Source organism: Kitasatospora sp. NPDC058170, from assembly GCF_042883905.1.
Taxonomy (GTDB): domain Bacteria; phylum Actinomycetota; class Actinomycetes; order Streptomycetales; family Streptomycetaceae; genus Kitasatospora.
The window spans coordinates 1-25,844 of record NZ_JBHVUV010000028.1 but is presented as its reverse complement, the minus strand read 5'-3'; the positions used below and the strand labels follow the sequence as shown (position 1 = coordinate 25,844).

Sequence of the window (25,844 nt, the reverse complement as noted above, 5' to 3'; positions counted from 1 at the left end):
CACGATGACACAGACGACGAGGGCGGCCGGCGACGGCAGCGGCCTGACGGAGATGTCCTGGGATCCGATCACCCGGATCGTGGGCAGCCTCGGCATCCACACGAAGATCGACTTCAAGCAGAAGAGGGTCGCGGAGTGCTACAGCACCTCCTCGGTCTTCCGCGGCTACAGCGTGTTCATGCGCGGCAAGGACCCGCGGGACGCGCACTTCATCACCAGCCGCATCTGCGGGATCTGCGGGGACAACCACGCCACCTGCTCCGTCTACGCGCAGAACATGGCGTACGGGGTGAAGCCGCCGCACCTCGGTGAGTGGATCATCAACCTCGGCGAGGCCGCCGAGTACATGTTCGACCACAACATCTTCCAGGAGAACCTGGTCGGGGTGGACTACTGCGAGAAGATGGTCCGCGAGACCAACCCGGGCGTCCTGGACCTCGCCGAACGCACCCCCGCCCCGCACGCCGGCGACCACGGCTACCGGACGATCGCCGACATCATGCGCTCGCTCAACCCCATCGAGGGCGAGTTCTACCGCGAGGCGCTCCAGGTCAGCCGGTACACCCGGGAGATGTTCTGCCTGATGGAGGGGCGCCACGTGCACCCGTCCACGCTCTACCCGGGGGGCGTCGGCACGGTCGCCACCGTGCAGCTGTTCACCGACTACCTGACCCGGCTGATGCGGTACGTGGAGTTCATGAAGAAGGTCGTGCCGCTCCACGACGACCTCTTCGACTTCTTCTACCAGGCGCTCCCCGGGTACGAGGAGGTCGGCCGGCGGCGCGTCCTGCTCGGCTGCTGGGGCGCGCTCAACGACCCCGACCACTGCGACTTCACCTACCGCAACATGTCGGACTGGGGGCGGCGGATGTTCGTCACCCCGGGCGTGGTGGTCGACGGCAAGCTGGTCACCAACGACCTCACCGAGATCAACCTCGGCATCCGGATCCTGCTCGGCAGCTCGTACTACCAGGACTGGGAGGGCCGGGAGCAGTTCGTCACCCACGACCCGCTCGGCAACCCGGTGGACCCCCGCCACCCCTGGAACCAGCACACCATCCCCGCCCCGCAGAAGCGCGACTTCGACGACAAGTACAGCTGGGTGATGTCCCCGCGCTGGTTCGACGGCAAGGACCACCTCGCCCTGGACACCGGCGGCGGCCCGATCGCCCGCCTCTGGTCCACCGCCCTCTCCGGCCTGGTGGACATCGGCTACGTCAAGGCCACCGGCCACAGCGTGCAGATCAACCTCCCCCGCTCGATGACCAAGCCCGAGGTCAGCTTCGAGTGGAAGATCCCGCAGTGGTCCAACGCCATCGAGCGCAACCGGGCCCGCACCTACTTCCAGGCCTACGCCGCGGCCGCCGCACTGCACTTCGCGGAGAAGGCGCTCGCCGAGGTCCGGGCCGGGCGCAGCCAGACCTGGGAGCGCTTCGAGGTGCCCGACGAGTCCATCGGCTGCGGCTTCACCGAGGCCGTGCGCGGCGTCCTCTCGCACCACATGGTGATCCGCGAGGGGAAGATCGCCAACTACCACCCGTACCCGCCCACCCCGTGGAACGCCAGCGTCCGGGACAGCTACGGCACACCGGGCCCGTACGAGGACGCGGTGCAGAACACGCCCATCTTCGAGGAGAACTCCCCGGAGAACTTCAAGGGCATCGACATCATGCGCGCCGTCCGCAGCTTCGACCCCTGTCTGCCCTGCGGCGTGCACATGTACGTGGGCGGCGGGCGCACCGTGCAGAAGATGCACGTCCCCACCGGCCTGAGCGGGCTCGCGTGACCACCGCGGAGCAGACCGGCCGACGGGTCCAGGAGGCCCTCGACTCACTGGCCGGCCGCGGCCAGGCCGCCGTCGCCGAGGACCTGGTGCGCGAGCTGATGGCCTTCTACGGCGAGGGGCTCGCCCGGATCGTCGCGCTCGTCCCCGAGAGCGCGCTCTCGGCGGTGCTCGACGACCCGGCCGCCGCCGGCCTGCTGGTGCTGCACGACCTCCACCCGGAGCCGGTCGCCGCCCGGATCGAACGGGCGCTCGCGTCCCTGCCCGAGCACCCGGTGCGGGTCCTCGGCTTCGACCCGGCGGACGGCACCCTGCGGCTCGCCCGGACGGCGAGCGGCGGGTGCGGCTGCGCCGGGACGGAGGAGGCCGCACGCGAGGCGATCGAGGGCGCGCTCGCCTGCCACGCCCCGGAGGTCACGGCGGTCGACCTGGCCCGCGCCCCGCAGCTGCTGCAGATCGGCACCCGCCCGCCGGCCCCGGCCGAGGCCCGGTGAGCGCCGTCCGGCCGGCGTCGACCAGGCCGGGAACGGCGCTGCTGCGCAGGCTCCGCGAGCCCTCGCCCCCGCAGCCGGAGCGCTGCTCCTTCTGCGGCCTGACCCTGCCGCCCGGGCACCGGCACCTGGTGGACACCGAGGAGCGGGCGCTGGTCTGCGCCTGTACGGCCTGCGGGGTGCTGTTCCGGGAGCCGGGCGCCGCCGGCGGCCGCTACCGGGGCGTGCCCGACCGCTACCTCGCCGACCCCGGCAGGGGACTGGACGAGGACGCCTGGGCCACCCTGCGCATCCCGGTCGGCACCGCCTTCCTGTTCCGCAACGCGGCGCTGGACCGCCTGGTCGCGCTCTACCCGAGCCCGGCCGGCGCGACCGAGAGCGAGCTGGACGAGGAGACCTGGCAGGCGGCGCTCTCCGGCAGCCGGCTCGCCGGGCTGCTGGAGCCGGACGTCGAGGCGCTGCTGCTGCGCCGGTCCGCAGGACGGATCGAGTGCTTCCTCGTCCCGATCGACGTCTGCTACGAACTGGTCGGCCGGATGCGGCTGTTCTGGCAGGGCTTCGACGGCGGGGCCGAGGCCCGCGGCGAACTCGACGCGTTCTTCGCCCGCGTGGCCGGCCTGGCCAGGGCGCTGCCCCAGGAGGAGCCGGCATGAGCGAGCACGCGATCGGCGACGGCCTGCGGTTCGGCTGCACCGGAGTGCGGGCCGACCCGTACGCCGCCGGGCCGACCCTGGTCTTCCGGCTGCGGATCACGGCGCCCGAGGGAGTGCGGGTGCACGCCCTCGCGCTGCGCTGCCAGCTGCGGATCGAACCGGCCCGCCGCGGCTACGACGAGACCGAGGGCGGCCGCCTGGCCGACCTGTTCGGCGAGCGCGAGCGCTGGGCGACCACGCTCCACCCGATCCAGCTGGCGCAGGTCGCCCTGATGGTCCCGGGCTTCACGGGCACCACCGAGGTCGACCTGCCGGTGCCCTGCACCTACGACCTGGACATCGCCGCCACCCGCTACCTGCGGGCGCTCGACGGCGGGGAGGTCCCGGTGCTGCTGCTCTTCTCGGGCACCGCGTTCGCCGGCCCCGGCGGCTTCCAGGTGGTGCCGGTGCCCTGGGACCGGGAGGCCGCGGTGCGGCTGCCGGTCGCGGTCTGGCGGGAGATGATCGAGCAGCACTTCCCCGGCTGCGGCTGGCTGCGGCTGCCGGGAGACCTGATGGACGAGCTGCTCGCCTACCGCTCCAGCCGGGCGCTGACGTCGTGGGAGGCGACGCTCCGCGAACTCCTCGGAGCCGCCCGGATCGAGGAGGGTGTCCGATGACGGCCGTACCGGAAGAACGGGTGGACCGCTTCGCGACCGCCCGGAAGATCGCCGACGCGGTCCTCCTGGAGGGCTACGTCCTCTACCCCTACCGCGCCTCCGCGGCCAAGAACCGGCTGCGCTGGCAGTTCGGGGTGCTGGTGCCCCCCGGGTACGGGCGGGACAGCGCCGAGCACTCGCACCAGCGCACCGAGTGCCTGCTGGAGCCGCGCCGCGGCGACCGCCTGGCGGTCGAGCTGCGGTTCCTGCACGCCCGCCGGCGCACCGTCCAACGAGCCGTCGGCGCCAGGGCGTTCGAGACGGTGGAGGAACTCGCGCTGGCCGACCGGGTGCTGGTGCCCTGGGACGAGGGCGTCGAGGAGCGGGTCGAACTCGTTTTCCCGGTCGACGAGTTGGCGGCCGGTGAGGTGGTCAGGGCGTTTCGGCTGGCGGCCGGCGAGGAAAAGGAGACCGTCCAGGAGGACGGCCGGCCGGTCGGGCGGCTGCTGCGCCGTCACGAACAGGTCGACGGGGTCCTGCGGTTGAGCGTGCAGGAGGTGCCGGGCCCGTACGGGACGCTGCGGCTGACGGCGGTGGTGGAGAACACCTCCGACTGGCGGCCGCCGGCGGGTGCCGGGCGCGAAGCGGCGCTGGCCCGCTCGCTGGTCTCCGCGCACCTGCTGCTCGGCCTCGAACGCGGCCGCTTCCTCTCCGCCACCGACCCGCCCGAGTGGGCCAGGGCGGCGGCGGCCGAGTGCCGCAACGAGCACACCTGGCCGGTCCTGGCCGGGAGCGACGGGCGCGCGGACGTCCTGCTGTCCTCGCCGATCATCCTGGAGGACCACCCGCAGGTGGCCCCCGAGAGCCCGGGCGAGCTCTACGACGCGACCGAGATCGACGAGATCCTCGCCCTGCGCACGGCGGCCCTGACCGACCGGGAGAAGCGGGAGGCCCGGGGTACCGACCCGCGGGCCGGCGCCGTCATCGACCTCGCCGACTCGATGCCTCCCGAGGTGCTGGAGCGCCTGCACGGCGCCGTCCGCGCGCTGCGCGAGGTCACCGCGGCCCCGACCGAGCAGGTAGACGGGCAGCCCTGGTGGGACCCGGGCGGCGACACCGGCGTCGACCCGGACCGGGACCGGGTCCAGGTGGGCGAGCACTCGGTCGGGGCGGGCAGCCGCGTGCTGCTGAAGCCCGGCCGGCGCCGCACCGACGCCCAGGACCTCTTCCTGCACGGCCGCACGGCGCTGGTGGAGGCCGTGCTGCACGACGTCGACGGCTCGGTGCACCTGGCCGTCACGATCGAGGGCGATCCGGGCGCGGACCTCTGGCGGGCGCAGGGCCGCTTCCGGTACTTCCAGCCGGACGAGGTCGAACCGCTGGAGGAGTCATGAGCGGCGGCCGCGTCCTGGTCGCCGGGGTCGGCAACATCTTCCTCGGTGACGACGGCTTCGGAGTGGAGACTGTGGGGCGGCTGCGGGCCCGACCGCTGCCCGAGGACGTGGAGGTGGTCGACTTCGGTGTCCGGGGCGTTCACCTCGCCTACCAACTCCTGGACGGATACCGGACGTTGATCCTGGTGGACGCCACCATGCGGGGAGGGCCGCCCGGCACCGTGTACCTGATCGAGGCGGATGCCGGCCCGGTGGAGGCGGCGGACGCCGCCCTGCTGGACGGGCACCGGATGGGTCCGGACGCGGTACTCGCCCTGCTGGCCACCCTGAGCGCCGGCACGGGCGGCACGCCGCCCGGCCGGATCCTGGTGGTGGGCTGCGAGCCGGAGTCCCTGGAGGAGGGGATCGGGCTCAGCCCGGCGGTGGACCGGGCCGCCGACCACGCCGTGGACCTGATCCTGCGGACCGTGGAGGAGGACCGGACGCCCGGCGAGCGGGCGGAGCAGCCCGGTGAACCGGCGACCCGGCACGGCGAACCGGCGGAGCGGCCCGGCGGGCGGGCGGAGCAGCCCGCACAACGAGACGATCGGCCCGGCGAACGGGCGGACAGAGCGGACAGAAAGGCGTCACCATGCGGAAGTTCGTGATCGGCGCGGTCGTGTTGGCGGCCGCCTTCGCGCTCGTGCGGAACCTGGACGACCTGCGGCGTTACGTGCGGATCTCGCGCATGTGAGAGGCCCGCGGACCCACTACTGCAAACGGCTTGACCTCGGATGCGGTGGCGGCGCGGCTCGAAGCCCGCGCCGCCACCGCGCTCTCTACTGAAGCGGCTGTCCAGCGACCCGGGAGTGAGGCCGATGCACGAGATGTCCATCGCGGCGGCCGTCGTGGACCAGGTGGCCCAGGCCGCCCGCGAGGCCGGTGCGGACAAGGTCAGGTCGGTCCGGCTCCAGGTCGGCGAACTCGCCGGAGTGGTGCCCGACGCCCTGGCCTTCTGCTTCGAACTGGCCTGTACGGACACGGTGGTGGCCGGTGCGGAGCTGGTCACCGAGACCGTGCCGGCGTGCGCCCGCTGCAGCGGCTGCGACACCGAGTGGGCGGTCGGGATGCCCCCGGACCTCACCTGCCCGCACTGCTCCTCCGGACAGGTCGCCCTGTTGTCCGGTCGGGAGCTGCGGATCCTCAGCGCCGAGTGGGCGGACCACTCGGCCATCGTCCGGGAGGGCTGAACACCATGTGCCGAATGGTCGAGCTGCACCAGGCCGTACTCGCCAAGAACGACGCCGGCGCACAGGAGTTGCGTGCCGAGCTGGCCGAACGGGGCTGCGTGGCCGTCAACCTGCTGTCCAGTCCGGGCAGTGGGAAGACGGCGCTGCTGGAGGCCGAACTGACGCTGGCGCGCGAGCGCGGGGTGCCGGTCGCGGCGCTCACCGCGGACCTCGCCACCGAGAACGACGCGCTGCGGCTGGCCCGTTCGGGCATGCCGGTCAAGCAGGTCCTCACCGACGGGCTGTGCCACCTGGAGGCGGCCATGCTCCGCGGCCACCTGGCAGGCTGGCTGCCCGCCGACACCCGGCTGCTGTTCGTGGAGAACGTCGGCAACCTGGTCTGCCCGGCCTCCTACGACCTCGGCGAGTCCCTGCGGGTGGCGCTGGCCTCGGTCACCGAGGGCGAGGACAAGCCGCTCAAGTACCCGACGGCGTTCGGCCTGGCCAACCTGGTGGTGGTCACCAAGACCGACCTGGCCGAGGCGGCCGAGTTCGACCGGGAGGGGTTCCTGGCCAACGTCGCGCGGGTCAACCCGGGTGTGGAGGTGCTGTTCAACTCGGCCCGCACCGGGCAGGGGCGCGGCGAACTGCTGGAGCGTGCGCTCGCGGTGCTCGCCGGCGGGCCGGTGCACCGCCCGGTGCTGGCCTGCGCGCCGGGGCACGATCACGGCGACGGGCACGGGGGCGGGCACGATCACGATCACGATCACGGGGACGGTGCGGGGCACACCCACGGGGACGGTGCGGGGCACACCCACGGGGACGGGCACACGCACGAGCACGCGCACACGTCGGCGGGCCGGTCTTGACGACAGGTCCGACCGCGACCGAGCGCCGGCGGCTCGCCGTGCGCGGAGTCGTCCAGGGGGTGGGCTTCCGGCCGTTCGTCTTCTCCCTGGCCACCGAACTCGGGTTGGCGGGCCATGTCACCAACACCGGTGAGGGCGTGGTGGCGGAGATCGAGGGCACGGTCGAGGCGCTGGACGCCTTCTGCCGACGGGTCCGTGCCGACGCCCCGCCGCTGGCCGAGGTCACCGCGGTCGAGCACCGGCCGCTGAGCGCCACCGGGGCACCGGGGTTCACCATCGTGGCCTCGCTGTCCGGCGGGCCCCGGCGGGCCCTGATCCCGCCGGACACCGCGACCTGCGCCGACTGCCTGCGGGAGCTCGCGGACCCGGGGGACCGGCGCCACCGGCACCCGTTCATCACCTGCACGAACTGCGGCCCGCGGTTCACCATCGTCACCGCGCTCCCGTACGACCGGGCGGCCACCACGATGGCCGGGTTCCCGATGTGCCCGGACTGCGCCCGCGAGTACCGCGACCCGGCCGACCGGCGGTTCCACGCCCAGCCCGTGGCCTGCCAGGCGTGCGGGCCGAGGCTCTCCCTCGTCCGCCCCGGCGGCCCGGCCCTGGCGGGGGAGGAGGCGCTGGCAGGGGCCCGGCGGATGCTGGCCGACGGGGCGGTGCTCGCGGTGAAGGGCCTCGGCGGCTACCACCTGGCCTGCAACGCCTCCGACCCGGCGGCCGTGGCGACCCTGCGGCGGCGCAAGGGCCGCGCCGACAAGCCGTTCGCGCTGATGGCGCGCTCGATCGAGGAGGCCGAGGCGCTGGCCTGCGTCGGACCGGTCGAGCGGGAGCTGCTCACCGGACCGGTCCGCCCGATCGTCCTGCTGCGGCGCGCCGCCGGCCGCCCTCCGACCGGGGAGACGCTCGCGGACGCGGTGGCCCCGCGGAGCCCGGACCTCGGGGTGATGCTGCCCTACACGCCGCTGCACCACCTGCTGCTGGGACTGCCCGGCGATCCTCCCGGCGCCGGGCCGCTGGTGATGACGAGCGCCAACCTCTCCGGCGAGCCGATCGTCACCGACGACCGCGAGGCCCGGGATCGGCTGGCCCCGCTGGTGGACGGCTGGCTCCTGCACGACCGCCGGATCCACGTCCCCTGCGACGACTCGGTGATCCGGGTCGTCGACGGCGAGCCGCTGACGCTCCGCCGGTCGCGCGGCCACGCGCCGCTGCCGCTGCCGCTCCCCCGGCCCGTCCGGCCGGTCCTGGCGGTCGGCGGGGACCTCAAGAACACCTTCGCGCTGGCACACGGCCGCGACGCCTGGCTGTCCGGGCACATCGGGGACATGGACGACCTGGCCACCCTCGACGCCTTCGGGCGGGCCGTGGAGCACCTGGGCGCCCTCACCGGGGTCAAGCCCGAACTGCTGGTCTGCGACCGGCACCCCGGCTACCGGTCCGGTGCACTCGCCCGGCGCACGGCACAGGGCCGGCCGGTGCTCCCCGTCCAGCACCACCACGCGCACATCGCCTCGGTGATGGCCGAGCACGGACTCGACGGCACCGAGCCCGTCCTCGGGGTGGCCTTCGACGGGACCGGTTACGGGGACGACGGCGCCGTCTGGGGCGGCGAGTTGCTGCTCGCCGACTACGACGGCTTCGAGCGGTTGGGGCACCTGGCCTACGTGCCGCTGCCCGGCGGCGACGCCGCGGTCGCCCGGCCGTACCGGGTGGCGCTGGCGCACCTGCGCTCGGCGGGCATTGCCTGGACGCCCGACCTGGCGTGCGTACGCGCCTGCCCGGACGACGAACGGCTGGTGCTGGAGCGCCAGTTGGAGCTCGAACTGAACTGCGTGCCGACCTCCAGCATGGGCCGGCTGTTCGACGCCGTCTCCGCGCTGGCCGGGGTGTGCCACCGGGCGGGGTACGAGGCCCAGGCGGCGATCGAGCTGGAGGCCGCGGCGCAGGCGCACGGCCCGGCCGACGGCTACGCCTTCGAACTGCGCTCCTCCGCGGGGCCGTTGCTGGCGGACCCGGCACCGGTGCTCCGCTCGGCGGTCGCGGACCTGCGCTCCGGAGCCCCCGCCGGCCTCATCGCGGCACGCTTCCACGCCGGGGTGGCGGCCCTGGTCCGGTCCTGGTGCGCGGCGGCCCGGGACCGGCACGGCGTGCGGACGGTCGCGCTCACCGGGGGCGTCTTCGCCAACGCGGTACTGCTCTCGGCCTGTGCGCGCGGACTGCGGGAGGACGGCTTCACCGTGCTGCGCCACCGCCGGGTGCCGCCCAACGACGGAGGGCTGGCTCTGGGCCAGCTCATGGTGGCCGCGCGGTCGGCCGACTGAGAGGAGGGGCGCCCATGTGCCTGGCGGTGCCTGGAAGAGTGGTGGACGTCGAGGAACGCGACGGCACCCGGATGGCGGTCATGGACTTCGGCGGTGTCGTCAAGGACGTCTGCCTGGAGTACCTGCCGGACCTCGTGGTGGGCGACTACGCGATCGTGCACGTCGGGTTCGCGCTGCAGCGGCTGGACGAGGAGTCGGCTCTCAAGACGCTGGAGCTCTTCGCCGAACTCGGTCTCCTGCAGGAGGAGTTCGGCGATCCGTGGGAGGCGGCTGCGGGTGCGGCCGGCGTCCCCGGTGCTGGTGGTGGTGCGGGTCCTGGTGGTGCGGGTCCTGGTGGTGCGGTTGCCGGCCCGGCCGGTGCCGAGGCGATCGAGGAGGCGGGGCGGTGAAGTACCTGGAGGAGTTCCGCAACCCGGAGTTGGCCCGCGGCCTGCTCGAGGACATCAGGGCCACCGTGACCAGGCCGTGGGCGCTGATGGAGGTCTGCGGCGGCCAGACGCACACCATCATCCGGCACGGGATCGACCAACTCCTCCCGGATGAGGTGGAGTTGATCCACGGCCCGGGTTGCCCGGTGTGCGTCACCCCGCTGGAGGTGATCGACAAGGCGCTGGAGATCGCCTCCCGGCCGGACGTGGTCTTCTGCTCCTTCGGCGACATGCTGCGGGTGCCCGGAACCGACCGGGACCTGTTCCGGGTGCGCGGCGAGGGCGGCGACGTCCGCGTGGTGTACTCGCCGCTCGACGCGCTGCGGATCGCCCGGGAGAACCCGCGCAAGCAGGTGGTGTTCTTCGGCATCGGGTTCGAGACCACGGCGCCGCCCAACGCCATGGCGGTGCACCAGGCGCGGAAGCACGGCATCGGCAACTTCAGCATGCTGGTCTCCCACGTGAGGGTCCCGCCGGCCATCGAGGCGATCATGCAGTCCCCGGACTGCCGGGTGCAGGGCTTCCTGGCCGCCGGCCACGTGTGCAGTGTGATGGGCACCGGGGAGTACCCGGCGCTCGCCGAGCGGTACCGGGTGCCGCTCGTGGTCACCGGTTTCGAACCGCTCGACATCCTGGAGGGCGTCCGGCGGGCCGTGCGCCAGCTGGAGCGGGGTGAGCACACCGTGGAGAACGCCTACCGGCGCGCCGTCCGCGACGAGGGCAACCCGGCCGCCCGCGCGATGCTGGAGGACGTCTTCGAGGTGGCCGACCGGGCGTGGCGCGGTATCGGCGTCATCCCGCAGAGCGGCTGGCGGCTGTCCGAGCGCTACCGCGACCACGATGCCGAGTACCGCTTCGACGTGGCCGGCATCAACACCCGCGAGCCCTCGCAGTGCCGCAGCGGCGAGGTGCTGCAGGGGCTGATCAAGCCGAACCAGTGCGAGGCCTTCGGCACGACCTGCACCCCGCGTACCCCGTTCGGCGCGACGATGGTCTCCAACGAGGGTGCCTGCGCCGCGTACTACCTCTACCGCCGGCTCGGTGTGCCGGCCGTTCCCCGGGAGGCGAGCCCCGTTGGCTGACAGCGACATCCTCACCGAGACGATCACCGATCCGCTCGTCGATGCGGGCGTCGAGGCGCCGGACTTCTCGGGCTGGAGCTGCCCGCTCCCGCTGCGCGACTACCCCCGGGTGGTGATGGGCCACGGCGGGGGCGGTGCGATGTCCGCCGAACTGGTGGAGAACATCTTCGTGCCGGCCTTCGGCAACCGGATCCTCTCCGGCCTCGGCGACTCCGCGGTGCTCACCCTCGGCGGCGCCCGGCTCGCCTTCTCCACCGACTCCTACGTCGTTCGCCCGCTGTTCTTCCCCGGCGGCAGCATCGGCGACCTCGCGGTCAACGGCACCGTCAACGACCTCGCCATGAGCGGCGCCCGGGCCGCCTACCTGAGCTGCGGGTTCATCCTGGAGGAGGGCGTCGAGACGGCGGTCGTCGGCCGGGTCGCCCAGGCGATCGGGCGCGCGGCCAGGGCGGCGGGGGTCCAGATCGCGACCGGTGACACCAAGGTCGTCGAGGCCGGACACGGGGACGGGATCTACCTCAACACCGCCGGGATCGGCATCGTCCCGGACGGCGTCGACATCCGCCCCCAGCGTGCCGAGCCCGGGGACGTGGTGATCGTCAGCGGGACCATCGGACTGCACGGCGTCGCCATCATGAGCGTCCGGGAGGGCCTGGAGTTCGGCGTGGAGATCGAGAGCGACTGCGCGCCGCTGGGCGGGCTGGTCGAGGCCATGCTCGCCGTCACCCCGGACCTGCACGTCCTGCGCGACCCCACCCGGGGCGGACTCGCCGCGGCCCTCAACGAGATCGCCGCGGCGGCCGGGGTCGGCGTCGTCGTCCAGGAGCGGCGGGTGCCGATCCCGGACCAGGTCGCCAACGCCTGCGCCATTCTCGGACTGGACCCGATGTACGTGGCCAACGAGGGCAAACTCGTCGCGTTCGTGCCGCGGGACGCGGCCGAGGCGGTGCTCGCCGCGATGCGGGCGCACCCGATGGGCGCCGGGGCGGCCGTGATCGGCGAATGCGTGGCCGACCACCCGAGCATGGTCGTCGCCCGGACACCGCTGGGCGGCACCCGGGTCGTCGACCTCCCGTTGGGCGAGCAGCTGCCCCGCATCTGCTGAGCCGCCCGCGCCGGGCCGCCCGCGCCGGGCCGCCCGCGCCGGGCCGCCCGCGCCGGGCCGCCTGTGCTGGGCCGGTTGTGCTGCCCGGCCTGTGCCGCCCCGCTGGCGCCCCGCGTCCGCCGACCCGGAGGAGTGAATTCCGGTGCCCTTTCGGGTGAGGCGGGCGCGTGGCGGCAGCGGCAGGCGGTTGGCTGGACAGGGATGTCGTCGGAGGGTTCCGCAATGGGGCGTACGGCTCGGATCGGTGGCTCCGCGACGCGCTGCGCGCTCGCGGTGCTGCTGGCCGCCGTCATCGCCCTGGTGACCGGGGCCGGTACCGCCGACTCCCTGCACCGGCTCGCGCTGGACCGCTGTACCGCGGCCGAGGAGCTCCCCGCCGCCCCCGCCGTGCCGTTCGACGCGGACGACTGCCCTGAGCCCGGCGAACGCCGACGTGACCACGGCAACGCCCCGGCCGGCGCCTCCACGCACCGGGTCGGCCACTCCCGCGCGCCGCTGCCGGGCCTGCTCACTCCCGGGCCCCGCTCGGCGGTGGGCCCCGCACCCCGGTCCTCTCCCGGTCCCGCCGCCGACCGGCACACCGACCGTGCCCGCCCCGACGCCGGGCGAGGGGTCGTCCTGCGCTGCTGACAGGCCTCGGGCCGCGATCGAAGGGGTCGACCCCCGTCCGCCCCCGGGCCGCGCCCCGTGCGTCCACCGTCAGCTTCACACCGCAGGAGTTCCGTCATGCCCTTCGACGTCTACACGGCCATGGGCGCGCTGGTGCGCGCCGAGGCCGCCCGCAGCGCGGCGCTGTCCGCCGGCCGGTCCGCCAACAAGCCCTCCGCCCCGTCGGCCGACCTGTTCGCCGGGCAACCGCCCGTCGGTGAGACCGGGTTCGAGCGACCGCCCACGGGCCGGGCCGCCGACCGCGCCGACCGTCGGCCGGGCGCTCTGCCCTCCGCGCTCCGCAGGCTGACCGCCCGGCTGCGCTGAGCCCCGCCTGCCGGCCCGGGTGGCGGTCGGGCAGACCGCCACCCGGTGCGGGCCGACGGATCGGGAAAACCGTTGGCGCTCGATCGAACGGGGTGCGTAGGCTCCCGTCTCCGCGGGTGCAGTGCGGTGGTGAGCACTGGTCAGGCCCGCCCCGACGAAGAGGAGGTGCCCGGCGTGACGATGCATGTCGATGAGGTCGAGACGGACGAGGCGCTCGTCGGTCGGTTGATCGCCGCGCAGTTCCCGCAGTGGGCGGACCTCCCCGTGACGAAGGTCCGCTCGGCCGGTACGGACAACGCCATGTACCGGCTGGGAGCCGAGCTGGTCGTCCGGCTGCCGCGGATTCCCGCCTCCGTCGAGCAGATAGCCAAGGAGGTCCGCTGGCTGCCGCGCCTCGCACCCCACCTGCCGCTGGTCGTGCCGGTGCCGCTCGGCCAGGGCGTCCCGGGTGAGGGCTTCGGGTCACCGTGGTCGGTGTACCGCTGGCTCGACGGTCGGGACCTCTTCGACGAGCCCCTGGTGGAGCTGCGGGATGCCGCCGTCCGGCTGGGGCGCTTCGTCGCGGCGCTGCGGAGCGTCGACGCCACCGGCGCACCACCGTCCTTCCGTGGCGGACCGCTGGGTCCGAACGACGAGGAGGTCCGCGCCGCGATCCGGGACCTGGGCGCCGACGGAATCGTCGACGCGACCGCCGCGACCGCCGCGTGGGAGGACGTGCTGCGCCTTCCGCAGTGGCAGGGGCCTCCCGTCTGGCTGCACGGCGACCTCCAGCCGGGGAACCTGCTCGCCCGGCAGGGCCGGCTCAGCGCCGTCATCGACTTCGGCGGGGTCGGCTCCGGGGACCCGGCGTGCGACATGATGGCCGCCTGGACCCTCCTGACTCCCGGGACGCGCGAGCTGTTCCGTGCGGAGGCCGGCCTGGACGACGCGACCTGGGCCCGGGGGCGCGGCTGGGCGCTGTGCTTCGGGCTCGTCGCCGAGCACCACTACCGCGTCACGAACCCCGTGCTCGCCGGCGTCGGCCACCGCGCGGCGGCCGACGCCCTCGCCGACATCCACGGCGGTGCCTGAACGTCCGGACGGGCCACGGCCCCTGACGTGGGACCACCCGCACACGCGCGCTAGTGTGCCGGAGTGAGCCTTTATGTCGTTGTGGGATTCGGGCCCGCCGGGGCGGCCACTGCCCGGCTGCTGGCCGAGCAGGGCCATTCCGTCCGGGTCGTCACCAGGTCGGGCCGGAGCCCGGAACCGGGCCTGGAGCACGTCGCGTCGGACGCGGCGGGGAGCGGCGCACTGACCGAGGCGGCGCAGGGCGCGGCCGCTATCCTCAACTGTGCCGCACCGCCCTACCACCGCTGGGCGGGTGAGTGGCCGGCGCTGGCCTCGTCGGTCGGCGCGGCGGCCGAGGCGACCGGGGCCGTCCTGGTCATGCTGGGCAACCTCTACGGATACGGTCCGGTGGACGGCCCGATGACCGAGGAACTGCCGCTCGCGGCCACCGGACCCAAGGGGCGGGTGCGCGCCACCGTCTGGGAGCAGGCGCGGACCCTGCACGAGCAGGGCCGGATCAGGGCGGTCGAGGTGCGGGCCTCGGACTTCTTCGGCCCCGGCGTGACCGATGGCGGATACCTGGCCGGACGGGTCGTGCCGCGGCTGCTTCGCGGCAAGCCGGTCTCCACGCTCGGGGATCCGGATGCCCCGCACAGTTGGAGCTACCTCCCCGACGTGGCCAGGGCCCTGGTCGAGGCGGCGGGGGAGGAACGGGCCTGGGGACGGGCCTGGCACGTCCCGACGGGGCCCGCGCGGTCCGTCCGGGAGATGGTCGACCTGTTGGCCGCCCGGTCGGGGACGGGACCGGTCGCGGTGCGCAGGCTCTCGCCGGCCGTGCTGGGCGTGGCGTCGCTCTTCTCCCCGCTGATCCGCGAGTTGAAGGAGGTCCGTTACCAGTTCGACCGCCCGTTCGTCGTCGACTCCAGCGCCTACGAGGCCGAGTTCACCGTCCGGGCCACCCCCGTCGAGGAGCAGGTCGGGGCGACGGTGGACTGGTGGCGTACGCGCCTGGCCACGGCTGGATGACGGCGGCGAGGGCGGCCCGGAGGCGTCACGGGCGGCCGGGCGCGTCCAGCCCCAGGCGGCGGGCGTCGCGCTCGGGGCGGATGGCGATCAGGGCGAGTGCTCCGGCCGCCGCCATCACCAGGGCGGCGACGAGGAAGGCGGTGCGGTAGCCGGCGGAGGCGTCGGCCGCGCTGTCGAGGAGCCGGCCGGTGAGGAAGGGGGCGAGCAGGCCGGGGAGGGTGCCGGTGGCGGCGACGATGCCGGCATGAGCTACGCGGGCCGCCCCTACGACAAGGCGCTCGAGGCCCAGCGCTACTTCGCCATCCTGGCACCCCAGTTGCGGCCCTTCGGCTACAGCGGGCCGACCGGCATCCGGGAACACCTGGCGACGGCCCGGGCGACCGGCGAACCCGGACCGACCGGACGCTCGCCCGGCAGACCGCCGAGTTGCCCGCCCGGGAGACCGGGCGGGACTCCCGGATGGTGCTGGTCCGGCCGGAACCGGTCGTCGAGGTCGCCTCCGACGGCCTCCGGCGCAGCCCCCGTTACCCCGCCGGGGCGGCCCCGCGGTTCGCCCGGGTGGTGCGCCACCGGCCGGACAGGAGCGCCGCCGAGGCCGACCCGGTGGCCTCCGTACGGGAGTTGGCCACCGCCGAAGGCTTGTGAGGCCGTCCGCGCGGACGGGTCCGCCGACCCGTCCGGCGAAGTACCGCGGGTTGAAACGCACTGCGCCGCAACGGGGGTTCACGCACGGGGGCCGAATCAGCCATTCTCGATCCGGCCACCGAACCCCTCCGTGAACGGACCAGCGATGGCTAGGTTGACCGTGACAACGAGAGGCGGCCGCCGGGCAGTCGGCGCCGCCCTGGCGAAAGGTGCCCGACATGCAGGTGAGCGTCGACCGGGACCGCTGCTGCAGCTCCGGCATGTGCGTGACGAACGCCCCCGCGGTCTTCGACCAGGACGACCGGGACAGTCTCGTGAGGCTCCGTCAGACCGTCTTGCTGCCCGAGCAGTTCGACGACGTCAGACTCGCCTCCGAGCTCTGCCCGGGCCGGGCGATCACCGTCACCGGGGACGAGCCCGCGCGGGCCGGGGCCTGACGGACCCCCGCCGCCGGCCCCGCAGGCCGCCGGGAACCTTCCCGGGCCCCGAACCCCACTAGAACACCCGCGACGTGAGGAGACCCCCGCCTTGACCACCACACCCACCACCCCCGTCCTCCCACTGCCGGCCCGGCACTCCGGCGGCTGCCCCTTCGGCCCGCCGCCCGCGTACCCCGAGGCCGCCGCCACCGGGCCGGTGACCAGGGCCAAGCTGCCCGACGGCGACCTATGCTGGCTGGTCACCGGCTTCGCCGAGGTCCGCACCGTGCTGTCCGACCGCCGGTTCAGCGCCGACATACGCCACCCGTCCTTCCCGCTGCTGATCGCCGGCGCTCGCGAGCTGATCACCGACAATCCGGACTTCCTGCGGCTCGACGACCCCGAGCACGCCCGCCAGCGCCGCATGCTCACCGGGGAATTCCTGGTCAAGCGGGTGGAGGAGCTGCGCCCGGAGATCCAGCGGATCGTGGACGAGGCACTGGACCGGATGACCGCGGGCCGGACCACGGCCGACCTGGTCACCGAGTTCGCGCTGCCGGTGCCCTCGCTGGTGATCTGTCTGCTGCTCGGCGTGCCGTACGAGGACCACGACCGCTTCCAGAGCCTGAGCCGCACGATGCTCAACCGGGAGAGCACCGTGGAGCAGCTCCGGGAGGCCCAGGAGGGGGTCCTGGAATATCTGCGCGACCTGACGGCCCGCAAGCGCGCACAGCCGGAGGACGACGTCCTCAGCCGACTCGCGGCGCGGGACGACCTGACCCCGGACGACGCGGCCGCCATGGGCGTGCTGCTGCTGGTCGCCGGGCACGAGACGACCGCGAACATGATCGCGCTGTCGACCGCGCTGCTGCTGGAGCACCCCGAGCAGATCCCCGGCCTGGCCGACCCGGCCACCCTGCCGGGCGCGGTGGAGGAGCTGTTGCGGCTGCTGACCATCGTGCACACCGGCCTGCCCCGGGTGGCGCTGGAGGACGTGGAGCTGGGCGGCGTCACCGTCCGGGCCGGGGAGGGCGTGATGGCGATGCTCTCCACCGCCAACCGGGACGAGGCGGTGTTCGGCGGCGCCGGCCATCGGGCGACGGACGAGCTGGACCTGTACCGGGACGCCCGGCGGCAACTGGCGTTCGGCTTCGGCGTGCACCAGTGCCTGGGCCAGCCGCTGGCCCGCGCCGAACTCCAGATCGCCCTGGAGACGCTGTTCCGCCGGCTGCCGGGGCTGCGGCCGGCCGGCGAGCGCGAGTTCCGCACCGAGTCGTTCATCTACGGGATGCGGTCACTGCCCGTGACCTGGTGAGCGGGGCCCGACGGAGAACTCCCACCGGAGTACCAGGCGGAGCTGTCCGGGCGATCATGTGCGGAGCCGGATGACGCGAGCGGCTGCGGTGACGGTGCCGACGTAGACGTCAAGCGGGCGGGCCGGGGTCCGTCCGGGCCGGGCGAGGAATCGTTTCTCCTGAGCTCGGCCCGGACGGGTTCCCGCGGTATCAGCCGTTGGCCAGGGCCTGGATGCGGTCGTAGGCGCCGTTGAAGACGTTCTGGTCGCCGGGGAAGGTGCCGGAGTCGGCGTACTGCCAGATGGTCTGGTAGCTCCAGCCGTTCGGGAGGGTGCCGACGGAGGAGGCGTAGCGGGCTATCCAGAGGGGGTTGGTGGTGCCGAAGCCGCCGTTGTTGCCGGTGCAGGTCGACCACCAGTTGGTGGTGGTGTAGATGGTGGGATAGCGGCCGGTGCGGGTGTGGACGGTGTTGCTGAAGGAGCGGATCCAGCTGACCATGGCGCTCTGGCCGAGGCCGAAGCAGGTGGCGCCGTAGGGGTTGTACTCGATGTCGAGGGCGGGCGGCAGGGTCCTGCCGTCGCGTGACCAGCCGCCGCCGTGGTCGACGAACCAGTTGGCCTGGGCGGTGCCGGAGGAGCGGTCCGGCAGGGCGAAGTGGTAGGCGCCGCGGATCAGGCCGGCGTTGTAGGAGCCGTTGTACTGCTGGGTGAAGTACGGGTTGGTGTAGGTGGTGCCCTCGGTGGCCTTGACGTAGGCGAAGCGGGCGCCGTTGGCCTTGACCGAGGCCCAGTTGACGTTGCCCTGGTAGCTGGCGACGTCCAGCCCCGGGGTCTGGGTGACGCTGAGGGCGAGGGCGCCCGGGGTGCCGGCTCTGCCTTCGTGCGCCGCGACGGTGGAGCCGGCGAAGTCGAGGTCGGGGTGCAGGACGGGGCGCTGCGCGCCCTGTTCGGCGAGGGCGGCCTGTTCGGGCTGTTCGGCCGGAGCGGTGGGCTCGGCGGCGGATGCGGGGGCGGCGAGGCCGGTGACCAGCGCGACGGCGGCGGCGAGGGAGCCGAGGGCCGACAGCCGGCGTCGGGCGGTGTGGCGGGGGTGGAGCCTGGCGGAGCGGGAAGTGCTGGGCATGAACACTCCTCTGGTCCGGTGCTGGTGGCCCGTGAGGGCTGGTTGGCGGCCGGGTAGTGCGGCCGCTGAGAGAGTAGCCATGTACCCGCCAGGGCCGCCAGGCCTCGCGCGTCACGTCCTGAACGATCGTCACGTGTGCTCCGCTCAGGGTGACTTGGGAGATCGGGGTGCGGGCGGAGTTCGCCGTCCGGTCGGGCGGTGGTCGGCCTGTGGCCGCCTCCGGTTCGCCTGCGGGGAGGGGCGGGGCGGGACGGGGTCGTGCGGGGGGCGAGGGGGCTCCGTGCAGGGCCGCTCGGCGCTGCTCGGGGCAGCGGCCGGGGCGGCCGACCGGCCGGTGGGGCGGTCCGGGCCCTGTGGCACGATGCCGGGGGGCCGTGCTCCTCGCGTGCCCGCACCACCGCTGGACGGAAAGGACCGCACCACCGATGCCCGAGACGCCCCACGAGACCCGGACCACCACCGAGGACCTCGACTTCCGGACCGCGACCACCGCGGACGTCCCCGCCCTGGTCGAGCTCGTCGAGTCCGCCTACCGCGGCGACTCCAGCCGGGCCGGCTGGACCACCGAGGCCGACCTGCTGGAGGGGCAGCGCACCGACGCCGAGGGCGTCACCGCCGCCGTCACCCACGCCGACGGCGTGGTGCTGCTGGCCGAGCGGGCCGGCGAGCTGCTCGCCTGCTGCCAGCTGGAGCGCCGCGGCGAGCGCGCCTACTTCGGCATGTTCTCGGTGCGTCCCGGCCGCCAGGGCGGCGGCGTCGGGCGGCTGGTGCTGGCGGAGGCCGAGCGGGTCGCGGCCGAGGAGTGGGGCGTCGGCGAGCTGGAGATGACGGTGATCGAGCAGCGGTCCGACCTGATCGCCTGGTACGAGCGCCGCGGATTCCGTCGGACCGGCCGCTACACGCCCTTCCCGTACGGGGACGAGCGCTTCGGGGTCCCGCTGCGGCCGGACCTGCGGTTCGAGACGCTCACCAAGGCGCTCTCGAAGGGGTCGGCCGAGTAGGTCCCGTCCGGTCGGTGCGCTCGGGGCCGTCGGGGCGGCTGACCCCGGCCGGGGCGGGAGAGGGCGGCCGGGGTCAGGAGAGCCGCCAGGTGGCCGTGATCCCGCCGTCCACCGGGAGCGTGACCCCGGCGACGTAGGAGGCGCGGTCGCTGAGCAGCCAGGCCGCCGCCTCCGCGATCTCGGTGTCCCGGGCGGGCCGGCCGAGCGGGGTGGAGCGGGCCACCGTCTCCTCGAACTCCGGGCCCGCGGCGAAGAACCCCTCCGTCGCGGGCGTCCGGACCACGCCCGGCGCGACGGCGTTGACCCGGATCCCGTGGCCCGCGTAGTCGGCGGTCGCCGCCTTCACCAGCCCGGCCAGGCCGTGCTTGGCGGCCTGCTGGACACCGTCGCCGAAGCCGCCGACCAGCGCCCCCACGCCGCTGTTCAGCACCACCGACCCGCCGCGCCCGCCCGCCGCCATCACCCGTAGCTGGGCGCGCAGGCAGAGCCAGCTGCCCCGCAGGTTGAGCGCGTGCACCTCGTCCCAGTCGTCCTCGCTGCGCTCGGCGAGCGGCGCGGGGACGGGACCCGAACCGGCGTTGTCGAAGGCCGCGTCGAGCCGCCCGAACGCGCTCAGTGCGGCCGCCACGGTGCGCTCGGCGCCGTCCGCGGTCGTGAGGTCGGCGGCCACCGCCACCGCCGGGGTGCCGCCCGCCCGCAGCTCGGCTGCCAGCGCCTCCACCTCGGCCCCGGTGCGGGCGGCCAGCACCAGCAGGGCGCCCTCCCGGGCGAAGAGCCGCGCGGCGGCGGCGCCGATGCCGCGTCCGGCACCGGTGATGATCGTGACCTTGTCGTCGAGAAGTCCCATGCCCCGAGCCTGCCGCCGGCGGGGGCGGGGTACCAGTGGCCGGTCCTTCCGCGGCCGGCCCAGCCTGGGACTGCCAGGTCCTGGTTGCGGGCGCGCGGTTGTGGCAGCGTGGGCGCATGTCCGAGACCCCGCTGGGCGCGTTCCTGAGCGCCCGCCGCCGTCGCCTCGCGCCCGCCGAGGCGGGCCTGCCCGCGGTCGGCCGCCGCCGCACGCCCGGTCTGCGCCGCGAGGAGGTGGCCGTGCGGGCGGGCATCTCGGCGGACTACTACGCGCGGTTGGAGCAGGGCCGCCAGCGCGTCCCCACCGGCCCGGTGCTGGACGGGATCGCCGAGGCGCTGAACCTGGCCGCCCCCGAACGGGCCTACCTGCACCGGCTGGCGGAGCACCAGCGGCAGCGGACGACCGGACCGGTGACCCCCGCCGAGGAGGCTCCCGCGCTCTCCGCGGCCACCCTGGCGCTGCTGGAAACCCTGGACGCCGCACCGGCGTTCGTCACCGGCCCGAGCTTCGACCTGCTCGCCTGGAACCGCCCGGCCGGTCTGCTGATGGCCTGGCCCGAGCAGCGCCCGCCGCACGAACGGAACCTGCTCTGGCAGGTGTTCTGCTGCCCGTACGGTGACGAGACGCCCGCCAACCGGGAGTTGGAGGGCTCGATCGGCGCCGACCTGGTGGCGGGCCTGCGCGCGCACCACGCCGACCGTCCCGGCGACCGGGCGCTGGCGGCCCTGGTGCGGCAGCTGTCCGCGCAGAGCCCGGCGTTCGCGGCGCTCTGGGACCGTCACCGGGCCGGCCCGCCCCGGCAGGGCCGACTGCACGTCCGGCACCCCGAGTTGGACGCCGAGGTGCTGGAGTACACCGTGCTCGCCCTACCCGAGGAAGGCCGGCACGTGTTCGTCTGCCTCGCCCCGCCGGGCAGCCGGGCCCGGCAGGTCTTCCGCGCGGCACTGGAGGAACGCTCCACGAGCGATCGATCGTGACGCTTCGTCAAAGTCCTGACCTGCGGCAACGCGAAGATGTCATACCTCGTTAACGATTGGTCTAGGCCAATGTGAGAGGCTGGGGCGCGAACGGCCACGTTCCGTCCAAGCCCAGGGGGGCTATCTCCGCATGCCCGTACTCCATGGCACCGCCATGCCCGCACTCGACACCGGTCCGCGCCGGATACCCGTCGACGCGTCCCTCCGACTGCCCAGCCCACCCGACGACCAGGAGCTCTACTGGTACTTCGGCCCGCAGCGCCGATGGGTGCTGCTCTGCGCCACCCTCTCCTACGCCGGTGCCACCGCGACGCTCGGCCTGTTCGCGCTCAGCCGGCCGCTGCTCTGGCCCTTCCTGGTGATGACCGTGCTCAACGCCGTCACCTGGCTGCTCTCCCTCACCGACGGTCAGCGCGCCCGCCGCTTCACCCGCGACTCGCACGACCTGCTGATGCGCGCCTGGCGGCCCGCCCGGTACCCCGGCGTGGACGTGCTGCTGCCGACCGCCGGCGAGCCGCTCGCCGTCCTCGACAACGCCTACCGCCACTGCGCCGCCGTCCGCTGGCCCGGCGCGCTGACCGTCATCGTCCTCGACGACGCCGCCCGACCCGAGGTGCGCCAACTCGCCGAGTCCTACGGCTTCCAGTACCGCGCCCGCCCCGACCGGGGCCGGTTCAAGAAGGCCGGAAACCTCAACCACGGCCTGGCCGAGGGCAACGGCGACATCATCGCCGTCCTGGACGCCGACTTCTGCCCGCGCCCCGACTTCCTGAACCACCTGGTGCCCTACCTCGACAACCCCGAGGTCGGCATCGTGCAGAGCCCGCAGTGCTTCGACACCGACCCGGACATGTCCTGGCTGGAGCGGGCCGCCGGCGCGACGCAGGAGATCTTCTACCGCTGGATCCAGCCCTCCCGGGACGCCCAGGACGGCACCGTCTGCTGCGGGACCAACGCCCTCTACCGGCGGGCGGCCCTGGAGCGGGTCGGCGGCTTCGCGGAGATCGACCACAGCGAGGACCTCTACACCGGCCTCTCGCTGGCCCGCGCCGGGTGGACCACCCGGTACGTGCCCGCGCTGGTCGCCAAGGGCATGTCCCCCACCGGCCTGCCCGCCTTCATCAGCCAGCAGTACCGCTGGTGCCTCGGCTCGCTCGCCCTGGTGAGCGACCCCGGCTTCCGGCGCGGCCCGCTCTCCCGCTCGGCCCGGCTCTGCTTCTGGAACGGCATCCTCGGCTACCTCACCAGCGCGGTGAACGTCTTCGCCATCCCGCTGCCGGCGCTGATCATGCTGTTCTTCGCGCCCGAGGAGATCGAGCCCTGGCAGGTCCTGCCGTTCCTGCCGCCGATCTGGGTCGCCCTCGTGCTGCTGCCCGCGATGTCCCGCACCCGCTGGCGGTTCGAGGTCACCCGGGTCCAACTCCTGGGCGGACTCTGCCACGTGGTCGCCATCGCGCACGCGGTGCGCCGCCGCAGTGCCGAATGGGTGCCCACCGGTGCGGTCTCCGGCGGGAGTTCGCTGGCGCGGACGGTCGCCCGGATCGGCGTCGGCTGGCTCGGACTCGTCATCCTCGCCGGTGCCGCCGGACTCGCCCGGGCCATCGCGCTGCACGGCTGGCAGCCGTACTGGGCGCTGACGGCCCTGCTCTCGCTCACCGCCTACACCATGATCCCGCTCATCCGGTCCCTGTGGCCGCTGCTGCGCGGTGGCAACGGCGCCACCGTCGCGGTCCCCGACGTGGCCCCGCCCGCCCGGCGCACCTCCGACCTGCGCTTCGGTCACGCGGAGGCGGTCGCGGTCACCGCCGTGCTGCTGCTCTGCGGCGTGCTCGCCTCCGGGTGGGCGGACCCGCTGATGTTCTGACGCTGACCCGCTGATGTTCTGACGGAGGGTCGCGAGACGACCCGGGAGGCCGACCCGGCCGCCGGTTCCGTGGGCCCCCGTGCTGCTGCCCGACCCCTGCCGACAGCCCGAGCCCTGCTCGCTCCGCCTTCCTTGCGCGTCGCCCCACCGGCGCGGACTCCGCCGCCCGGCCGCCCCATCGGCCCGGCGGCCCCACCACCGCTGCCAGCCCCCTGCAAGGAGCTCCGCCGTGTCAACGGCCGAACCAGCCGGCGCCTCGACGTCAGGCGCCGCCACACCCCTTACTGCCACATCCCTTGTTGCCACACCCCTGACTGCCGCATCCCCGGCTGCCGCACCCACGGCCGTCGCCGCCACGGACCGCGCCGCCGAGGGCCTCGCCGCCGGGGACCTCGTCTCGAACGCGCTCGTCGCGCAGGCGGTCCGCGCCGACCGGGTGCCCGCCACCGAGCCTGCGTCCGCCGCCGAACCGGCGCCCGCCCCGGGCACGACCCTGGTGACCGCTCAGGGCACCGCCCTGGCGACCGCCACCGAGGAACCGCGCAAGCGGGCGTCCTTCCGCCCCGACATCGAGGGCCTGCGCGGCGTCGCCGTGCTGTCCGTCCTCGCCTTCCACGCCGCCGTCCCCGCCTTCACCGGCGGCTACGTCGGCGTCGACGTCTTCTTCGTCATCTCCGGGTTCCTGATCACCGGCGTGCTGATCGGCCGCCCCATCGGCCTGTGGGACTTCGCCGCCCGCCGGGCCCGCCGCATCCTGCCGGCCGCCGCCGTCGTCCTGGTCGCCACCGCCGCCGCCGGCGGCGCACTGCTCGACCCGCTGCGCGGCACCGACCTCGCCCGCGACCTGATCGCCGCCGCCGGGCAGTTCGCCAACTGGCGGTTCGTCGGCCAGCAGACCGACTACCTCGCCGCCGAACGCGACCCGAGCCCGCTGCAGCACTTCTGGTCGCTCGGCGTGGAGAACCAGTTCTACCTGCTCTGGGGCGTGCTGCTGCTCGGCCTCGCCCGCTACCTGCGCGGCCGCCACCGCACCGCGGCTATCACCCTCGCCACCGTCGCCATCGGCGGCGTCTCGCTGCTGCTGTGCGTGCGCTGGACGGCCGGCTCCGCGCCGCTCGGCTACTTCTCCACCGCCAGCCGGCTCTGGGAGTTCGCCGCCGGAGCCTGCGCCGCCCTGCTCGGCACGGCGCTGGCCGGATGGCTGCCCCGCGCCGGACGGGCGGGCCAGGCCACCGGCTGGGCGCTGCGCCTGCTCGGCTGGGGCGGCGCGGCGGCCGTCCTGGTCGCCGTCTTCCACTACGACCGCAACACCCCCTTCCCCGGGAGCGCCGCCCTGCTCCCCGTCCTCGGCACCGCCGCCGTCCTGCTCGCCGGCCCCGCGCACCGCGCACTCGGCCGCACCGACGTCGGCCGGCTCCTCGACACCCCTCCGCTGCGCGCGGCCGGCCGCCTCTCGTACGCCTGGTACCTGTGGCACTGGCCGGTCCTGACGATCGCCCAGGCCCGGTACGGCAGCCTGCCGTGGACGACTCTGGTCGCGCTCACCGCGGCCAGCGCCCTGCCGGCCTGGCTCACCCTGCGGCTGGTCGAGCAGCCGCTGCGCTACGGCAGCAGCCCGGCCCCGCGCCGGGGCCTCGCGGTCGGCGCCAGCGCCCTGGTCATCCCGCTGATCGCCGGGCTGACCCTCGGCGGCGGCACGGTCCGCGCCCTCGGCAGCGCCGACGCACCCGTCAGCGCCCCGGCCGGCGCGGCGGAAGGCCCGGCCCTGCTGGCCCCCGGCACACGGGTGCTCACCCTGACGCCCTCGCTGGCCCGCGCCCGGGAGGACTTCCCGCCCGGCAAGGGCTGCGAGATCCCGCTCGGCGCCGAGAACAGCCCGCGCTGCCTGTTCGGCAACGAGGCCAGCCCCGACCGGATCGTCCTGATCGGCGACTCGCACGCCGGCCAGTGGATCTCGGGCGCGCTCGGCATGGCCGAGCGGCGGAACTGGGCCCTGGAGGTGCTGGTCAAGCCCGGCTGCCCGCTGGCCACCCTGACGGTGCGCAACAACGTCCTCGGCCGCACCTTCGAGGAGTGCGACCGCTGGCGCGAGAACACCCTGACCCGGCTGGCCACCGGCCCCCGGCCGCGGCTGATCCTGATGGCGGGCCTCAACCGGTACGGCGCCCAGGCGGAACGGGCCGACGGCTGGACCCGGACCCTGGACCGGCTCTCCGCCGTCGGCGCACCGCTCGCCTACCTGGGCGACACGCCGATGCCCGGCAAGGACATCCCGACCTGTCTGGCCGCCTCGGACGGCCGCTCCGACGCCTGCTTCTTCCCGCGGGAATCGGCCTTCGAGCCGGACCCGGTGATCGACGGCGGGCTCGCCGCACGGTACGGCGTCCGGGTGCTCGACCTCGGCCCGCTGCTGTGCCCCGGGACCGGGCCGGACTGCCCGGCGGTACTGGAGGGCGTGGTGCTGTACCGCGACACCGGGCACATCACCAACACCGTGGCCCAGGTACTGGTGCCCCGGCTGGACCGGGGGCTGCTCCCGGAGGGGTGAGCGGCGCGGAAGCGCGCTTCGGTGGCGGGGGCCCGCGGGCCGTGGGTCACCCGACGCCGGGCCCCCCCCGCGGTGCGGGGGCCGGGTGGCGGGTTTGCCGGGT

Annotated in this window: 27 protein-coding genes; 24 read left to right on the top strand and 3 right to left on the bottom strand. The window is 74.5% G+C overall.

Annotation, left to right across the window (positions count from 1 at the left end):
* The first annotated feature begins 4 nt into the window (after positions 1 to 4).
* The 17 genes from ACFVVX_RS28510 to ACFVVX_RS28430 all read left to right on the top strand — a co-directional run bounded on the left by ACFVVX_RS28510 (position 5) and on the right by ACFVVX_RS28430 (position 15,023).
* The gene (locus tag ACFVVX_RS28510) at positions 5 to 1,786 is read left to right on the top strand and encodes a nickel-dependent hydrogenase large subunit (protein ID WP_387949631.1); all 1,782 of its coding nucleotides are present in this window, start codon (positions 5 to 7) and stop codon (positions 1,784 to 1,786) included.
* Complete coding sequence (locus ACFVVX_RS28505; RefSeq protein ID WP_387949629.1) at positions 1,783 to 2,277, top strand: hypothetical protein; 495 nt, start codon at positions 1,783 to 1,785, stop codon at positions 2,275 to 2,277. Before ACFVVX_RS28510 ends, ACFVVX_RS28505 begins: the two co-directional genes overlap by 4 nt.
* Complete coding sequence (locus tag ACFVVX_RS28500) at positions 2,274 to 2,927, top strand: DUF5947 family protein (protein WP_387949628.1); 654 nt, start codon at positions 2,274 to 2,276, stop codon at positions 2,925 to 2,927. The genes ACFVVX_RS28505 and ACFVVX_RS28500 overlap by 4 nt, the downstream gene beginning before the upstream one ends.
* Positions 2,924 to 3,586 (top strand): DUF6084 family protein, encoded by a 663-nt coding sequence (locus tag ACFVVX_RS28495; protein ID WP_387949626.1) that lies wholly within the window; start codon positions 2,924 to 2,926, stop codon positions 3,584 to 3,586. Before ACFVVX_RS28500 ends, ACFVVX_RS28495 begins: the two co-directional genes overlap by 4 nt.
* Entirely contained in the window at positions 3,583 to 4,959 is a 1,377-nt protein-coding gene (locus ACFVVX_RS28490; RefSeq protein WP_387949624.1) for a hypothetical protein, read from the top strand. Before ACFVVX_RS28495 ends, ACFVVX_RS28490 begins: the two co-directional genes overlap by 4 nt.
* Positions 4,956 to 5,606, top strand: a complete 651-nt coding sequence (locus ACFVVX_RS28485; RefSeq protein ID WP_387949622.1) for a hydrogenase maturation protease — start codon at positions 4,956 to 4,958, stop codon at positions 5,604 to 5,606. Before ACFVVX_RS28490 ends, ACFVVX_RS28485 begins: the two co-directional genes overlap by 4 nt.
* Positions 5,591 to 5,692 carry a DUF6893 family small protein gene (locus ACFVVX_RS28480; protein WP_387949619.1) on the top strand — a complete coding sequence of 34 codons (102 nt, stop codon included), beginning with the start codon at positions 5,591 to 5,593 and terminating at the stop codon, positions 5,690 to 5,692. Before ACFVVX_RS28485 ends, ACFVVX_RS28480 begins: the two co-directional genes overlap by 16 nt.
* 124 nt (positions 5,693 to 5,816) lie before the next feature.
* Positions 5,817 to 6,188, top strand: coding sequence for a hydrogenase maturation nickel metallochaperone HypA (gene hypA / locus ACFVVX_RS28475; RefSeq protein ID WP_387949618.1), 372 nt, complete (start codon positions 5,817 to 5,819; stop codon positions 6,186 to 6,188).
* A 5-nt stretch (positions 6,189 to 6,193) separates the two neighbouring features.
* On the top strand, positions 6,194 to 7,036 hold the full coding sequence (hypB, locus tag ACFVVX_RS28470; RefSeq protein WP_387949616.1) for a hydrogenase nickel incorporation protein HypB: 843 nt from the start codon (positions 6,194 to 6,196) through the stop codon (positions 7,034 to 7,036).
* Positions 7,033 to 9,357, top strand: coding sequence for a carbamoyltransferase HypF (hypF, locus tag ACFVVX_RS28465; RefSeq protein ID WP_387949614.1), 2,325 nt, complete (start codon positions 7,033 to 7,035; stop codon positions 9,355 to 9,357). Before hypB ends, hypF begins: the two co-directional genes overlap by 4 nt.
* Before the next feature lie 14 nt (positions 9,358 to 9,371).
* Entirely contained in the window at positions 9,372 to 9,746 is a 375-nt protein-coding gene (locus ACFVVX_RS28460) for a HypC/HybG/HupF family hydrogenase formation chaperone (protein ID WP_387949613.1), read from the top strand.
* The gene (gene hypD, locus ACFVVX_RS28455) at positions 9,743 to 10,867 is read left to right on the top strand and encodes a hydrogenase formation protein HypD (RefSeq protein ID WP_387949612.1); all 1,125 of its coding nucleotides are present in this window, start codon (positions 9,743 to 9,745) and stop codon (positions 10,865 to 10,867) included. The genes ACFVVX_RS28460 and hypD overlap by 4 nt, the downstream gene beginning before the upstream one ends.
* A 7-nt stretch (positions 10,868 to 10,874) precedes the next feature.
* Positions 10,875 to 11,972, top strand: a complete 1,098-nt coding sequence (gene hypE / locus ACFVVX_RS28450) for a hydrogenase expression/formation protein HypE (protein WP_387949760.1) — start codon at positions 10,875 to 10,877, stop codon at positions 11,970 to 11,972.
* A 222-nt stretch (positions 11,973 to 12,194) separates the two neighbouring features.
* Positions 12,195 to 12,602: a hypothetical protein gene (locus ACFVVX_RS28445; RefSeq protein ID WP_387949610.1), complete on the top strand. Its 408-nt coding sequence runs from the start codon at positions 12,195 to 12,197 to the stop codon at positions 12,600 to 12,602.
* 96 nt (positions 12,603 to 12,698) lie between these two features.
* Positions 12,699 to 12,947: a hypothetical protein gene (locus ACFVVX_RS28440; RefSeq protein ID WP_387949608.1), complete on the top strand. Its 249-nt coding sequence runs from the start codon at positions 12,699 to 12,701 to the stop codon at positions 12,945 to 12,947.
* A 180-nt stretch (positions 12,948 to 13,127) separates the two neighbouring features.
* Positions 13,128 to 14,018, top strand: coding sequence for an aminoglycoside phosphotransferase family protein (locus ACFVVX_RS28435; RefSeq protein ID WP_387949758.1), 891 nt, complete (start codon positions 13,128 to 13,130; stop codon positions 14,016 to 14,018).
* A gap of 63 nt (positions 14,019 to 14,081) precedes the next feature.
* Positions 14,082 to 15,023: an NAD-dependent epimerase/dehydratase family protein gene (locus ACFVVX_RS28430; RefSeq protein WP_387949606.1), complete on the top strand. Its 942-nt coding sequence runs from the start codon at positions 14,082 to 14,084 to the stop codon at positions 15,021 to 15,023.
* 25 nt (positions 15,024 to 15,048) lie between these two features.
* Here the strand turns inward: ACFVVX_RS28430 and ACFVVX_RS28425 are convergent, their stop codons facing one another.
* Entirely contained in the window at positions 15,049 to 15,384 is a 336-nt protein-coding gene (locus ACFVVX_RS28425) for a hypothetical protein (RefSeq protein ID WP_387949605.1), read from the bottom strand.
* Positions 15,385 to 15,449: 65 nt separating this feature from the next.
* On the opposite strand from ACFVVX_RS28425, the gene ACFVVX_RS28420 reads away from it, so the two are divergent.
* From ACFVVX_RS28420 to ACFVVX_RS28410, 3 genes are all read left to right on the top strand, one after another.
* Positions 15,450 to 15,668: a hypothetical protein gene (locus ACFVVX_RS28420; protein ID WP_387949603.1), complete on the top strand. Its 219-nt coding sequence runs from the start codon at positions 15,450 to 15,452 to the stop codon at positions 15,666 to 15,668.
* Positions 15,669 to 15,886: 218 nt separating this feature from the next.
* On the top strand, positions 15,887 to 16,105 hold the full coding sequence (locus ACFVVX_RS28415; protein ID WP_387949601.1) for a ferredoxin: 219 nt from the start codon (positions 15,887 to 15,889) through the stop codon (positions 16,103 to 16,105).
* Between the two features lie 91 nt (positions 16,106 to 16,196).
* A complete protein-coding gene (locus ACFVVX_RS28410; protein WP_387949599.1) occupies positions 16,197 to 17,402 on the top strand; it encodes a cytochrome P450 in 1,206 nt (401 codons plus the stop codon).
* 190 nt (positions 17,403 to 17,592) lie between these two features.
* Here the strand turns inward: ACFVVX_RS28410 and ACFVVX_RS28405 are convergent, their stop codons facing one another.
* Entirely contained in the window at positions 17,593 to 18,504 is a 912-nt protein-coding gene (locus tag ACFVVX_RS28405; RefSeq protein WP_387949597.1) for a lysozyme, read from the bottom strand.
* Positions 18,505 to 18,929: 425 nt separating this feature from the next.
* On the opposite strand from ACFVVX_RS28405, the gene ACFVVX_RS28400 reads away from it, so the two are divergent.
* On the top strand, positions 18,930 to 19,505 hold the full coding sequence (locus tag ACFVVX_RS28400) for a GNAT family N-acetyltransferase (RefSeq protein WP_387949595.1): 576 nt from the start codon (positions 18,930 to 18,932) through the stop codon (positions 19,503 to 19,505).
* 73 nt (positions 19,506 to 19,578) lie between these two features.
* Here ACFVVX_RS28400 and ACFVVX_RS28395 read toward each other — a convergent pair whose 3' ends face one another.
* Positions 19,579 to 20,352, bottom strand: a complete 774-nt coding sequence (locus ACFVVX_RS28395) for an SDR family NAD(P)-dependent oxidoreductase (RefSeq protein ID WP_387949593.1) — start codon at positions 20,350 to 20,352, stop codon at positions 19,579 to 19,581.
* 116 nt (positions 20,353 to 20,468) lie between these two features.
* Here ACFVVX_RS28395 and ACFVVX_RS28390 point away from each other — a divergent pair, with 116 nt between their 5' ends.
* From ACFVVX_RS28390 to ACFVVX_RS28380, 3 genes are all read left to right on the top strand, one after another.
* Positions 20,469 to 21,329 (top strand): helix-turn-helix domain-containing protein, encoded by an 861-nt coding sequence (locus ACFVVX_RS28390; protein WP_387949591.1) that lies wholly within the window; start codon positions 20,469 to 20,471, stop codon positions 21,327 to 21,329.
* A 130-nt stretch (positions 21,330 to 21,459) separates the two neighbouring features.
* Positions 21,460 to 23,193 (top strand): glycosyltransferase family 2 protein, encoded by a 1,734-nt coding sequence (locus tag ACFVVX_RS28385; protein ID WP_387949589.1) that lies wholly within the window; start codon positions 21,460 to 21,462, stop codon positions 23,191 to 23,193.
* A gap of 229 nt (positions 23,194 to 23,422) precedes the next feature.
* A complete protein-coding gene (locus ACFVVX_RS28380) occupies positions 23,423 to 25,741 on the top strand; it encodes an acyltransferase family protein (RefSeq protein ID WP_387949587.1) in 2,319 nt (772 codons plus the stop codon).
* Positions 25,742 to 25,844: the final 103 nt, after the last annotated feature.